We start from the raw sequence: 12,177 nt of genomic DNA, 5'->3' as shown, positions 1-12,177 counted from the left end.
CCCAGTCGGGCTGCTGCGCGATCTGCGGCCGAGCCAGCGTGTGGCTGAACCAGCCCCTCGCCCTGGTCCTGGACCACATCGACGGCAACCCGGAGAACAACCAACGGGAGAACCTTCGGCTCATCTGCCCGAACTGCGACTCGCAGCTCCCGACGTACAAGAGCCGGAACCGCGGCAACGGGCGCCACTACCGCAGACAGCGATACGCCGACAGTCAGTCCTTCTGACCGTGACATCCCACGCGTCCGGTCTTATCGACTCTTCGCGCACAGCCAGGGCGCCGAGGTCGTTTCCGAATGGCTCGAGCAGCTCGTAAGAGAGCCTGATGCTGCGCCGGCCGACCGGTTGCGGTTCATCCTGCTCGGTAACCCGCGTCACCGGTTCGGCGGCACCGGAACGCGTGGACTCGACGGCGAACCGCTGCGCCGAACCCCGGATGACACCCAATACACGGTGTTCGACGTCGCCCGCGCCCACGACGGCTGGTGCAACGGCGACGGCTGGCCCGCCGAGAAGCTCACCTTGGTGAAAAAGGCGCGACTGCTCGGCGGCAGGTTCATCGACCACCTCGACTACAGCGACGTGAACATCAACACCGCGCAGGTGCGGTCGCGCGTCGGCAATACGACATACTTGGTCGCGCCGTGACCAGCCCGACCGAGGAGGAGCGTTGGCCGAAGCAGGACTGTGGGTGGCATGGGGAGTGCCGACGAGCGGGCGCGAGCGGGCGGCCTTGGCGCTGCTCATCGAAACCGAGGGCTATCTGTCCGGCCTCCGGGACCAGGGACGTATCGGAGGGTTCGACAGGGTCCTGCTCAAGCCGCAAAGTATCGAGCTGGGTGGTTTCATCCTGATCCAGGGCTCGGTCGCCCAGATCGACGCACTTCGCCGGGATCCGGACTTCGAGGTGTGGCTCAGCCGGGTCCAGCTCGTCGCCGATCAGGTGGGCGTCGTCGACGCCTGGGTGGGCGACGGAATTGCCGAGGCGGTCACCCTCTATGAGAAGGCGCTGGAAAGCCTCGACTAGCGTCTCCGGACTGATTTGCTGACCAAAGTCTGAGCCGAGAAAGCCCTTTGGTCACAGTAACGTTTCGAAAGCCGTGACGATTTAACTATTTGCTCGCCACTTCCGGTACCGATGCGCTTCAATGGCCATGACGACGGGGGGTCGGACAAGGCTGGATCGAAGGGGTTTCATGGGTGCCGCAGCGTATGTCGGTCGAGTCGGCGGTCTAGCCGTCGCAATGGGCGTCGGCTCAGCAGTATTTGCAGGCCAGGGCGTGGCGTGGGCCGGTGAAACCGATTCGTCCCCGTCGACGTCGGCCACCTCAGCAACGTCGGACACCGACGGGGCCGACAGCGACTCGCCGAGCAAGCGGGACACAGCGAAAGAGACCGACCAGGACGACGACGCCGACGAGGCTGAGGACGACGAGGCTGAGGACGACGAGGCTGAGGACGACGAGGCTGACGCCGAGGACGACGAACCCGAGGCCGACGACGAAGACGCCGAGCCGGAGCCCGAGGCCAACGCGGACGCAGAAGACGACGAGACCGACGACGAGACCGAGGCCGAGGCTGAGCCGGAGCCCGACACCTCGTCGGCGCCACCCAAGACCAAGCGGTCGCAGAGTGTCCCGGCGGAGACATCAGCGACCGAGGAGACTTCCGCAACAGAGAAGTCCACGACAACAGAGAAGGCGGCGACCGAACCCACCAAGGCATCCACCGATCCCGCGGTGGCACCGCAGGAGCCGGAGAAGGTCGCGGTGTTCGCCAGCGCGAGCAGCCTGGCCGCGGCGAGCCCGGCCACGGTGTCGCCCCGGGTGGCGGCGCTCCTCTCGGAACCGACGATGTCAGAGCAGGCGCCGAAGCCGAACCTGGTGACCGCGGTCGTGAACGTCGTCAACAGCATGCTGGACTGGGCGCGCCAGAAGGCCGACGCCACCCCGGACAGCCCGGCGCAGCCGCCGTTCCTGTGGGCGCTGATGTCGTTCGCCCGTCGCGAGCTCGAGAACCTCTTCGTGTCGCGCAGCACGGTCAGCGCGGCCAGGACCACTGCCGTGGCGCCGACCAGCCCGGCCCTGACGGCCGACGACGTCACCTCGGCCGCGGTCTTCGTGCCGTACTCGCCGTGGCTCAACCCTCAGGTCAGCCCGTCGACGAACTTCGTCAGCTGGGTGACGGGCAAGAACGTCTACAGCGACAAGACCCTGGCCAACACGCTTGCCCGATACCAGGTTTACGGAACCGACGTCGGCGTCATGTGGGACAACGGTATTCCCGATGACCCGAGCACCCCTGACATCAACGAGAACCAGGTCCTCATCGCCGTCGGCGACACCTTCGGTTCGGCCAACATGAGCGGCAGGTGGATCTACAACACGTTGTTCCGCAGTTCCGACGACGACCTGTCGGACGGCATGACCATCCCCGACGGAGAATGGTTCAACGGCAACATGTTCGGCGGCGCGCCGCTGTCCGAGCCGAACCAGGCGCGGCCCATCATCAACCGCCCGTCCTGGGCGCCCAACTCGGTGACGCTCATCCCGACCGCGGGGATCTCGCTGCCCACGCCCGGCACCGAGTTCGGCGCTACGCAGTACGTCAGCTTCATGTCGGTGTCGAACTGGGGTTCCTCGGGCCGGTGGACCACGAACTACTCGGCCATCGCGTACTCGACGGACAACGGCGAGAACTTCACCGTCGCGCGCGAAAGTGTGCGCTACAACTCGATTTTCAGCGGCAATCGGAACTTCCAGCAGTCCGCCTTCGTCAAGGGCGACGACGGCTACGTCTACATGTACGGGACCCCGAACGGCCGCCAGGGCGCAGCCCACATCGCACGCGTCGCCGAAAAGGACATCCTCGACGTGTCCGAGTACGAGTACTACAAGAAGGCCTCGTCGGGGTGGTTCGGCAGCAGCCCGGCCAGGTGGGTGCAGGGCAATCCGTCGTCGGCTTCAGCGATCATCGGCAAGTCGGGCGGCGCCTGCGGTGCGACCAAACCCGGCAACACCGTCAGCGAGATGTCGGTCCAGTACAACGAGTACCTGGAGAAGTACATCGTTCTGTACGGAGACCAGTCCAACAACATCGTCATGCGCACCTCCGACACCCCTGAGGGTGAATGGTCGGAAGCGACGGTGCTGATGGGCCAGCAGAACGGCGGGATCTACGCGCCGATGCTGCACCCATGGTCACCGTCGACCGTGGGCACCGGTTCGGACCTCTACTGGAACCTGTCGCTGTGGTCGGAGTACAACATCATGCTGATGCGGACCGACCTCACCAAGCTCTGACCTAACTGACGGGCACATCGAGGATCGGGCGATCCACTGCGGCGCCGGGACCGTCGAAGTGCCACCACTCCCCCGCGTACACCGTCAGTCCGCCGGCGGCCATCGCGTCCCGCAGCCGCGCCCGGTTGCCCTGAGCTGCGGCGCTGACCCCGTCGGTGGCCCTGGCGTGACTGCGAGGGGAGAAGTCGTCGAACCCGGTGCCCATGTCCACCAGTCCGTCCGGGCCCGCCAGCGTCACGTCCACCGAACGGCCCGCCTCATGGCTGCGTGCATACGGCCCGGGACGGGCGACCCAGGCCGGGTCGGACACCGCGTCGAACATCACCTGCTGAACGTCGTGCGGGCGGTAACAGTCCCAGAAGACGAGCCGTTCCCCACCCTGTCGCAACAGTTCCGCAGCGGTGACGAGGCCCGCCGCCAGCGACTCGTGCACCAGGCACCTGGCCCCGTCCGGGTACAGCTGGGCGCCGACAAAATTGTCCGCCGTTGCGTAGCGCAGGTCGATCACCGCGTCCGGGATCACGCTGCGAACGTCGACGAAGCCGGCCGCGCGCGCCTCGTCGGAGACCGGCGGTACCGGCTCCGCCGCCACCGTGCTGGTCGCGGCGGCGAGCCCGATGACCGAGCAGCACAGTGCGAGCATCCGCCGGGCAGCCACCATCACTGCACTGTAGGCGGGCATACACTGCGCTCGTGCGCGATGTCCTCGGCGAGTTGCTGGCGGTCTGGCAGGCCGGAGGTACCGCTGGGCTGGCCACGGTGGTGCGCACGATGAAGTCCGCGCCCCGCCCGCCGGGGGCCGCGATGGTGGTCGCACCCGACGGAAGCGTGGCCGGGTCGGTGTCAGGCGGGTGCGTCGAGGCCGCTGTCTACGAGGTCGCCAACGACGTCGTGGCCACCGGCCACCCGGAGCTGCAGAGCTACGGGGTCAGCGACGACGACGCCTTCGCGGTCGGGCTGACGTGCGGCGGCACCATCGAGGTGTTCACCGAACCGGTGTCGCGCAACACCTTTCCGCAGCTGCAGTCGGTGGCCGACGACATCGCCGCCCATCGTGCGATCGCGGTCGCGACCGTCATCGCCCACCCGGACCCGCGTCGGCTGGGACTGCGGCTGCTCGTCGGCGAAGCCACCGCTCAGGGATCCCTGGGGTCGGTCCGCGCCGACGACGCGGTCGCCGACGACGCCAGAGGCCTGCTCGCCGCCGGCCGGTCGGCCGTGCTGTCCTACGGCGCCGACGGCCAGCGTCAGGACGCGGGCATGGAGGTGTTCGTGGCCAGTCACGCGCCACGCCCGCGGATGCTGGTGTTCGGTGCCATCGACTTCGCGGCGGCCCTCGCGCAGCAGGGTGCGTTCCTGGGCTACCGGGTCACCGTGTGTGACGCCCGGCCGGTGTTCGCGACCGCCGCCCGCTTCCCAGCCGCAGAGGATGTCGTCGTCGAATGGCCCGACCGTTACCTGGCCGAACAGGCCGAACAGGGCGCGATCGACGGTCGCACCGCGATCTGCGTGCTGACCCACGATCCCAAGTTCGACGTGCCGGTGCTCGAGGTGGCGCTGCGTCTGCCCGAGGTCGGCTACCTCGGCGTGATGGGCTCGCGGCGCACCCACGAGGACCGGCTGCGCAGGATGCGGGACGCGGGCCTGACCGACACCGAGCTGGCCCGGCTGGCCAGCCCGATCGGCCTGGATCTCGGCGCCAGGACGCCGGAGGAGACGGCGGTGTCGATCGCCGCGGAGATCATCGCGCGGCGCTGGGGTGGAGGCGGCCTGCCGCTTACCGACGTCGAGGGACGCATTCACCACGAGGCGTGACAACCGTGAGACAACAATGGTGGAAATGTCGCTCTCGGATGCGATAACGTCACTCTTCAAGCCTTTAGGAGAGTGTGTCCGCCGGTGGGCAGTTCTTATTGGCCGCGAACGCGCACTTTCATTTTCATGTCCGCCAGTGGGCAGTTTTTCATGTCCGCCGACAGATCTACAACGCCGAGGATATCGACCACGCGCAGGTCGCGATCAAAGCGTTCGAGGTCGACTACGGGGCGAAGTACCCCAAGGCGGTCGCCAAGATCGTGGACAACGCCGACGTCCTCCTGGAGTTCTACAAGTACCCCGCCGAACACTGGGTCCACTTGAGGACTACTAATCCGATCGAAAGTACTTTTGCCACAGTGCGTTTGAGGACGAAAGTGACGAATGGGCCCGGTTCGCGTGCGGCCGGAATCGCCATGGCCTACAAGCTCATCGACGCCGCACAAGCCCGCTGGCGAGCGGTCAACGCCCCGCACCTGGTCGCCCTCGTCCGTGCCGGCGCGGTGTTCCACAAAGGCAAACTGCTCGAACGGCCCGTCGACATCACACCCGACGAGTCCGTCGAATCAACCGAAACGGAGGTCGCCTGAAACAAACCGATCCACAGGTATTGACAATAACTCTAATTGGACTTGTCTACGGTTCAAAGATCCTGACGGGAAGGCACTTTGACCATCCCGGTGAGTCCGGAGACTGCTTGCGCTGAATCACCCCGCTTTTGGTGGGGTGCATCTGTGATCGTAATGGAGTTTCTCGACGGCTTCGGGGGTGAAGTCGTCGAGGTACTCGTGCGGGCGTTCGGTGTTGAACCAACATCACCCACTCGGCGGTCGCCAGCTCGACCTGGTTGACGTCACGCCACGGGCCTTGCCGGCGGATGAGTTCGTTCTTGAACGACCCGACGGTGGTCTCGGCCAGCGCCTTGCCCAGGGCGTCGCCGACCGACCCGACCGAGGGGTCCACACCTTCGTCGATGAGCCGCTGGGTGAACGCCACCGAGGTGTACTGACCGCCAATCAACGGAAGCTCAGGCCTTCGAACTCGCCCGAGGTACGCCAAGCCTTGATGTACTTCAGATAAGCAGTTGGACCCTTCGGGTACCCAAGGAGCAGGTCGAGGCCAGGCCCGCTTGGCTGACCCTCGTTGTTGTAGTAGCCGGGGGTACAGTCCGGCGATCCGACAAGGCTGTCTGGCCCCGATCGCACCAGCTCGGTCCAAGCGTTCTCTGCGCTTTCGGTGACCTCGACCTCCGAGAAGCCCTTGTCGACTGCATGTTTGATTACCGTGGCGATCGTCGCACCCGACTCGACGAGGTTGTGCGGAACATTGGAGATGAGGTTCGCGCCGTGCGCGGCTTGCGCAATAAAGAGGTTGGGAAACCCGTGCGTGTGGATGCCATGCTTGGTTCGCATTCCTTCTGCCCAGTGCTCCGAGAGCCTTCTTCCGTCTCTCCCGGTCGGATCGAACCCCATCCGCTGGGTGTGGCTTGTGCCCACCTCAAAACCTGACGCGTAGATGATGCAGTCGACTTGGTAGTCGACGCCGTCGACAACTACCGCGTCGTGGGTGATCCTCTCGACTCCCTTGCCATCGGTGTCGACCAGTTGAACGGTCGGCAGGTTGTAGGACTGCAGATATTCGTCGTGGAAGCACGGGCGTTTGCACAGTTGGCGATACCACGGCTTGAGCTTGCCGGCGGTGTCGCTGTCGCAGACTACGGCATCTATCCGGGCGCGGATCTCTTCCATCTTCTCGAAATCGGCGTCCTCAAATTCCCGCAGTATGGCCTCAGCGTTCAACTCGTCGGGTGGCAGCGACAGGATTCTATTAAGCACTCTGTGGGCCAGGTCAGTCCAGCCGTCCATGACGAGATCCTCAGAACACAGTTCGCCGCTTTGGTTGGCAGCGAAATTTTCTAGCCAGCGTTGCTGCCATCCTGGCTCGGCGATTTGGGCGAACCATTGCGGATCGGTTGGGACGTTGTCTCGCACATCGACCGAGGAAGGGGTTCGCTGGAAAACATAAAGCTGCTGGCATGCCTTCGCCAGGTGGGGAACGCATTGCACAGCCGTGGCACCTGTTCCGATGATGCCGACTCGCTTGTCGGCGAGCTGATCCATGGGGGCACCGGAGGGATCGCCGCCGGTGTAGCCGTAGTCCCACCGGCTGGTATGAAATGATCGGCCGTTGAAGGACTCGAGCCCAGGGATGCCAGGCAGTTTGGGCACGTGTAGCGGCCCGGGCCCGATCACGACGAATTGGGCGCTGAACTGGTCGCCGCGATTGGTGCCGATATTCCACTGGGACCGTCCGCTATCCCACCTGAGTTCGGTGATTTCAGTGTGGAACAGCACGTCGTCGTACAGCCCGAAGTGCTTGCCGATCCGGCGGCAGTGCGACAAAATTTCCGGGCCATGCGCGTACTTCTCAGAAGGCATGTGCCCGGTTTCCTCCAGCAGCGGCATGTAGACGAGCGACGCCGTGTCACACTGCGCACCCGGATAGCGATTCCAATACCAGGTTCCTCCGAAATCGCCGCCCTTCTCGATCATGCGCACGGTTCCTACACCGGCCTGCTTGAGGCGAGCACCTGTCAAGAGCCCGGCGAAGCCACCACCGATGACTGCGATCCGGACGTGGTCCCTCTGCGGTTCGCGGCTGACAACCGGGAGGTACGGGTCGGCAAGGAAGCCGGCGAATCGACCCACGGTGCGCACATATTGGTCATTGCCGTCCGGCCGCATCCGCTTGGCTCGCTCCGTGGCGTACTTTTGCCTGAGCGATGACTTGTCGAGCGTGTTCACTTATGCATTTCCGCGAGCGATCCGGCCTTTTCACGATGCATGTCTTTCTACCTACCTATCTATCTATCTATCTATCTACCTATCGATCCATCGATCGGATGGTTCGCTACGCGAATTACGGGTGTTGCTTCGTGTCAGGCAGTTGCCACCACGCTGAACTTCGCTGAGACCGCGCAGCTCTCGGACACGACCGCCGAAAATGTTCGAACCCCCATACGACCGACGAACCGTCAAACCACTCAACCCCACGCTTCATTATCGATACCAGGTGCTGTGATCTGGCTCTGTACCCGCAGCTGGCGCGGCAGGTACGGCCCTGGTGCTGGTGCACATAGGCATCACGCTGACCGGTGGTCTGCAGAGGACGACCACGTAATCGGTAGCGATTTGTATCCGCGGATAGGTCCTGATTCCATGCGGGTCGGTGCGACCGTCGGGTCCAGTTCCCATCCGGGCATCCGGTTGATCATCAGCGACAGGGCGATGCGGGCTTCTAGGCGAGCCAGTGAGGCGCCGAGGCAGAAATGCACACCATGCCCCAACGCGACCTGGTGATCTTGTTTGCGAGCGACGTCGAGACGGTCCGGGTCCGGGAAAACCCGCTCGTCGCGGTTCGCGGAGCCGAAGAGAAGCAAGACCGTCTGGCCGGCACGCATTGTCTCTCCGTGGATGACTACGTCGCGGGTCAGGGTGCGCGATAAGCCCTGGACTGGAGAGTCGTATCGCAGCAACTCCTCGACCGCGCCCGGCAGTAGGCGTTCGTCGGCGGCGAGGAGCGCCCGCTGGTCAGGGTGGGCGGCGAGCTGAGCTGCGGCGTTGCCGAGCAGGTTGGTGGTGGTCTCATGGCCGGCGATGAGCAAGAGCAGACAGAATCCGAGGAGTTCTGAGTCGCTCAACTTCTCGCCGTCGACCTCCGCTTGCACGAGTGCCGTTATTAGATCATCACCAGGTGTCTGGCGACACCGTTCGATCACGTCGCCAAAATATTGGTACAGATTGCCGAGCGCGACCAGTGATGACTCCCGGTTCTCCCGCGACGTCGGGTCCCCCTCGGCAAGGGCGGACGACCATTCCCGGAACTGCGTTCGGTCCTCTCGGGGCAACCCTAGTAAGTCGGCGATCACGATCGCTGGCAGTGGACCCGCGAAGTCACGAACGATATCGCAGTGACCACCATCCGATCCCTTCAAAATGGAGTCAAAAAGCCCACCGGCGAGCTCCTCGACGGCGGGTTCAAGCGCCGCGATCCGGCGCGGAGTGAACCCTCGGCTGATCAGTTTCCGCAGGGCAGTGTGGCGTGGCGGATCCATCATGATCATCATCGGCAGCAACGTATCCGCCATGTCCATGCCCTCGGCGCCCGGCTCGCTCGTGGGGAACACTCCTTTGCTGGAGGAGAAGGTTTCCCAATCGTGCAACGCGTTGTAGACGTCGTCATAGCGGCTCAGCACCCAGAACCCCCGCCGCTCACACCAGTAAGCCGGATGGTGCTCGCGCAATGTGCGGTAGACCGGATACGGATCGTGCTGCACCTGCGAGTCAAAGGGGTCATAGATTTCTTCCATGACGTCGTCCATCGAAGCCTCCAGTCGCCGACTTAGCTTGGCCGTATCCGGGAATATGGGATACTTTCGACCAACTGTCTCACCATCGCTAGCGAATGGCAAGGAGGGTGGATCGATGTCGAAGGTCCACGCGGCGCCGGGAACCGGATTCACCACGGTGAACGAACGCTACCTCGACGCCACGTTGAGAGCCTTTCTACGCTACGGGGTCAGTCGGACACGCATGACCGACATCGCAGCCGAAGGCCGGATATCCCGCACCACCGCGTACCGCGTGTTGGGCACCGTCGAGAAGGCAGGGCACTTGTTGTTGGACCGGGAGTTGCAGTCACTTCTACGGACGGTGACCGGAGACCTTGAGTCCGCGGGCAACGGCACCGACGTGATCGCGGCCTGCGCGGCCTCAATGGCCCATGTGGAGGGCCATCCCCTGTTTCGGAAGGTTCGCCAAGACGAGCCGGCCATCATTGGCGAATGGATCGTCCGCTTGACGACACCAATCATCGACACGGTCACGGCTGCGCTCCTGCCGTCGTTCAGCGCGCTCGCGACCCGTGGAATTGTTCGGGCGCAATGCAACAAAGACACGGTAGAGATGCTGGTTCGGGTCGGCATGACATGTGTCTTGTCGCCACCGAGAGGCGGTTACGAGTCGCCGTTATACGAAATCTTTTGCGGCCACGTCACAAGTTGTTGAGAGTTACACAACCGCCGTCGGCACGCAGACACGCCGTAATGGAATCGCAGATATGTCCAGGCGATCCACCGCGCGCTGCCGCCCCCATCCCGAGGGCACGCGGCAACGGCTCATCGAGGTCTGCCCGAAGGCCTGGTCTACGACACCTACGCCGCGCATGGTCGGGCGCCTTGGTCCATCCCGCTGGGCGTGCGAATGAGCGCGCCTGGACGTGGCAGACCTCTGGTGCTGCCTGCTGCGCGGCTACCTAGCGAACCTTGGTCGCTAGGACTTTAATGGTGTGTCCCGGATTAGTGGTGTGTCCCCGATTAGCTAAATCGGCGTGATGTAGTTAATCAGCCATTTGCCGTCGACCTTGTGATAATCGACGCGCAATCGGCTGCCGTCGTAGATTGATTGGCGCGACTTGTCGGTGACTGTGCGGTTGAGGTACACCATCACCGACGCCGAACTACGTTGGGCGGTTAGCACTCCCACGCCCACGACGTTGGCCTGGCTGACCACCTGCCGCTCCCTGACCTGCGGGATGATGTCGTTGTTCGCGCGCCGTTCGAATTCGCGCCGGTATTCGGGTGTCAGCATCGATTGGGCGTCGGTGAGGCTGCGTTCGACGGTCTGGTAGTCGTAGCTGAACACCGCGGGGATCTGCCTGGCGGCCAGCGGCGCGAGTTCGCTGCGCGTCGACTGTTCAGCCCGCAGCTCAACCCGATTCCAGTACATCCAGCCGGCCGCGCCGGCAAGTCCGACGAAAGCAATCGCCATCGTCACAGCAACCACCCCAACTAATCCTGAGGCCCACCGCCGCATCAGTTACCCCCGTCGGGGTACTTCAGGTCGTACCCTGTCATGCGGCCGTCGTCGTCCTCGTGTACGACGACCCGCATGCGGTAGGCCTGGGAGGGCTTGTTCACGCCGTCGATGTCGGTCACAGTGACACGCACGGCCACCAGAACGGAGGCGTTGTTGGCGACGTTGTCGATCGCCTCGAGTGCCGCGCCGCTGATGACCGCCTCAGAAGTGGCTTGGGTGTCGCGGAACATCGCCTTGAGGTTTTCGACATTGTTATTTTGGCTGAGCATGTCGCGCAGCGGTCCACTGGTGCCGCTGACGAACCGGCCGACGCTGTCGTCGATGGTGTCCTGGGTGAAGCTGAACATGTTGACGACCGTCTGCGTGGCAGTGTCGACGAACCGCTGATTGCGCGCCTGCTCAGCCTGGGCCTGGTTCTGCTGAATGGCCAAGACAGCAACCACAGCTGCGACGGCGACCGCTGCGACGAAGCCGAACGCCAACGCCATAAAGACAACTAGACGCCGATTCGCGGGCCGACGCTGCGGGCGTCCGGCTGTCCTGCCGCGTCTACTGGAGGGGGCCGCGGTCGACGGCGTGAGGCGGATCGCGGTGGTGGCCTCCGCGTTGCCGTTCGCTGGGCCGGCGGCTCGGGATGCGCGACGGCGAACTGCACTTTTCGGCAATGAGGGATTTGTTGCCATCTATATATGCCGTGGATCGATCATAAGGTCCACCCAGTTCTCTGCCGGCCGCATGTTCGCGGCGCCCGGTACGTACACGCCGGTCGCGCCGGCAGGGTCGATGAATGTGCCGTTCTGGTCGTACGTGCCGTACGCTGCTCCACTCGCTGTTGGTGGCAAAACGGTGTCGGATGGCGGCAACGCGTTCGGGTCCGGCGGCGGCGCGGGAGCTGGCCCGGAGGGTGCCGCCAGGGGCGGGTACGGCCCTGGCGGCAGGGGAGGGGGAGGTGGCCATGCGTCTGGGTAAGGGGCCGGCGGTATCCACGCCGTCAGCGGGGGCGGTGGCGGACCGGCGTTAGGCGGTTCTTGGACGGGCCATGGTTGATGCGGCTCAGGGCCTGGGCCTGGTGCTAATCCGGGCGGCAACGCTCCCGGCGGCGCCGGGGCTCCCGGTTCGGGATCTGCCTCCGGCGGGATGTAAGGAAACTTATTGGGTGGCAGAATATTCCGCGGATCCTGAAC

The 12,177-nt window shown here is 64.3% G+C and carries 11 protein-coding genes and 3 pseudogenes; 7 read left to right on the top strand and 7 right to left on the bottom strand.

The features are described from left to right. The 4 genes and pseudogenes from WA944_RS09245 to WA944_RS09230 all read left to right on the top strand — a co-directional run. Positions 1 to 227 (top strand): annotated as a pseudogene (locus WA944_RS09245) (HNH endonuclease); the annotation flags it as partial. A gap of 7 nt (positions 228 to 234) precedes the next feature. Next, on the top strand, positions 235 to 648 hold the full coding sequence (locus WA944_RS09240) for a PE-PPE domain-containing protein (RefSeq protein ID WP_526646791.1): 414 nt from the start codon (positions 235 to 237) through the stop codon (positions 646 to 648). 22 nt (positions 649 to 670) lie between these two features. Beyond that, positions 671 to 1,027, top strand: coding sequence for a hypothetical protein (locus tag WA944_RS09235; RefSeq protein ID WP_526374039.1), 357 nt, complete (start codon positions 671 to 673; stop codon positions 1,025 to 1,027). A gap of 169 nt (positions 1,028 to 1,196) precedes the next feature. After that, positions 1,197 to 3,302: a DUF5005 domain-containing protein gene (locus WA944_RS09230; RefSeq protein ID WP_526646789.1), complete on the top strand. Its 2,106-nt coding sequence runs from the start codon at positions 1,197 to 1,199 to the stop codon at positions 3,300 to 3,302. A 1-nt stretch (position 3,303) separates the two neighbouring features. Here the strand turns inward: WA944_RS09230 and WA944_RS09225 are convergent, their stop codons facing one another. Then, a complete protein-coding gene (locus WA944_RS09225) occupies positions 3,304 to 3,963 on the bottom strand; it encodes a M15 family metallopeptidase (protein WP_526646787.1) in 660 nt (219 codons plus the stop codon). Between the two features lie 32 nt (positions 3,964 to 3,995). Between WA944_RS09225 and WA944_RS09220 the strand changes: the two genes are divergently transcribed. Continuing rightward, the gene (locus WA944_RS09220; RefSeq protein WP_526646785.1) at positions 3,996 to 5,117 is read left to right on the top strand and encodes an XdhC family protein; all 1,122 of its coding nucleotides are present in this window, start codon (positions 3,996 to 3,998) and stop codon (positions 5,115 to 5,117) included. Between the two features lie 74 nt (positions 5,118 to 5,191). Then, positions 5,192 to 5,707, top strand: coding sequence for a transposase (locus WA944_RS09215; protein WP_526375328.1), 516 nt, complete (start codon positions 5,192 to 5,194; stop codon positions 5,705 to 5,707). Between the two features lie 117 nt (positions 5,708 to 5,824). Here WA944_RS09215 and WA944_RS09210 read toward each other — a convergent pair. The 3 genes and pseudogenes from WA944_RS09210 to WA944_RS09200 all read right to left on the bottom strand — a co-directional run. Further along, positions 5,825 to 6,131 (bottom strand): annotated as a pseudogene (locus WA944_RS09210) (integrase core domain-containing protein); the annotation flags it as partial. Between the two features lie 2 nt (positions 6,132 to 6,133). Continuing rightward, the gene (locus WA944_RS09205) at positions 6,134 to 7,921 is read right to left on the bottom strand and encodes a flavin-containing monooxygenase (protein WP_526375326.1); all 1,788 of its coding nucleotides are present in this window, start codon (positions 7,919 to 7,921) and stop codon (positions 6,134 to 6,136) included. A gap of 338 nt (positions 7,922 to 8,259) precedes the next feature. After that, positions 8,260 to 9,498, bottom strand: coding sequence for a cytochrome P450 (locus WA944_RS09200; protein ID WP_526375325.1), 1,239 nt, complete (start codon positions 9,496 to 9,498; stop codon positions 8,260 to 8,262). Positions 9,499 to 9,601: 103 nt separating this feature from the next. On the opposite strand from WA944_RS09200, the gene WA944_RS09195 reads away from it, so the two are divergent. Continuing rightward, on the top strand, positions 9,602 to 10,183 hold the full coding sequence (locus WA944_RS09195) for a TetR/AcrR family transcriptional regulator (RefSeq protein ID WP_526375323.1): 582 nt from the start codon (positions 9,602 to 9,604) through the stop codon (positions 10,181 to 10,183). Positions 10,184 to 10,495: 312 nt separating this feature from the next. Here WA944_RS09195 and WA944_RS09190 read toward each other — a convergent pair whose 3' ends face one another. The 3 genes and pseudogenes from WA944_RS09190 to WA944_RS09180 all read right to left on the bottom strand — a co-directional run. After that, the gene (locus WA944_RS09190; RefSeq protein WP_526646783.1) at positions 10,496 to 10,990 is read right to left on the bottom strand and encodes an Rv1363c family protein; all 495 of its coding nucleotides are present in this window, start codon (positions 10,988 to 10,990) and stop codon (positions 10,496 to 10,498) included. Continuing rightward, on the bottom strand, positions 10,990 to 11,676 hold the full coding sequence (locus WA944_RS09185; protein WP_526375319.1) for an Rv1363c family protein: 687 nt from the start codon (positions 11,674 to 11,676) through the stop codon (positions 10,990 to 10,992). Before WA944_RS09185 ends, WA944_RS09190 begins: the two co-directional genes overlap by 1 nt. After that, positions 11,677 to 12,177, bottom strand: a pseudogene (locus tag WA944_RS09180) (mammalian cell entry protein); the annotation flags it as partial.

Origin of the sequence: Mycobacterium sp. (assembly GCF_049683355.1) — a bacterium.
Classification (GTDB): Bacteria; Actinomycetota; Actinomycetes; order Mycobacteriales; family Mycobacteriaceae; genus Mycobacterium.
Note: the sequence above shows the minus strand (reverse complement) of the source record. Positions and strands in the feature narration are given on the sequence as shown.

What these genes read in the sequence shown, in the direction of transcription:
- WA944_RS09200 (WP_526375325.1), bottom strand. Translation starts at nt 9,498, where the DNA reads ATGGACGACGTCATGGAAGAAATCTATGACCCCTTTGACTCGCAGGTG.
- WA944_RS09185 (WP_526375319.1), bottom strand. Translation starts at nt 11,676, where the DNA reads ATGGCAACAAATCCCTCATTGCCGAAAAGTGCAGTTCGCCGTCGCGCA.
- WA944_RS09225 (WP_526646787.1), bottom strand. Translation starts at nt 3,963, where the DNA reads ATGGTGGCTGCCCGGCGGATGCTCGCACTGTGCTGCTCGGTCATCGGG.
- WA944_RS09230 (WP_526646789.1), top strand. Translation starts at nt 1,197, where the DNA reads ATGGGTGCCGCAGCGTATGTCGGTCGAGTCGGCGGTCTAGCCGTCGCA.
- WA944_RS09195 (WP_526375323.1), top strand. Translation starts at nt 9,602, where the DNA reads ATGTCGAAGGTCCACGCGGCGCCGGGAACCGGATTCACCACGGTGAAC.
- WA944_RS09190 (WP_526646783.1), bottom strand. Translation starts at nt 10,990, where the DNA reads ATGCGGCGGTGGGCCTCAGGATTAGTTGGGGTGGTTGCTGTGACGATG.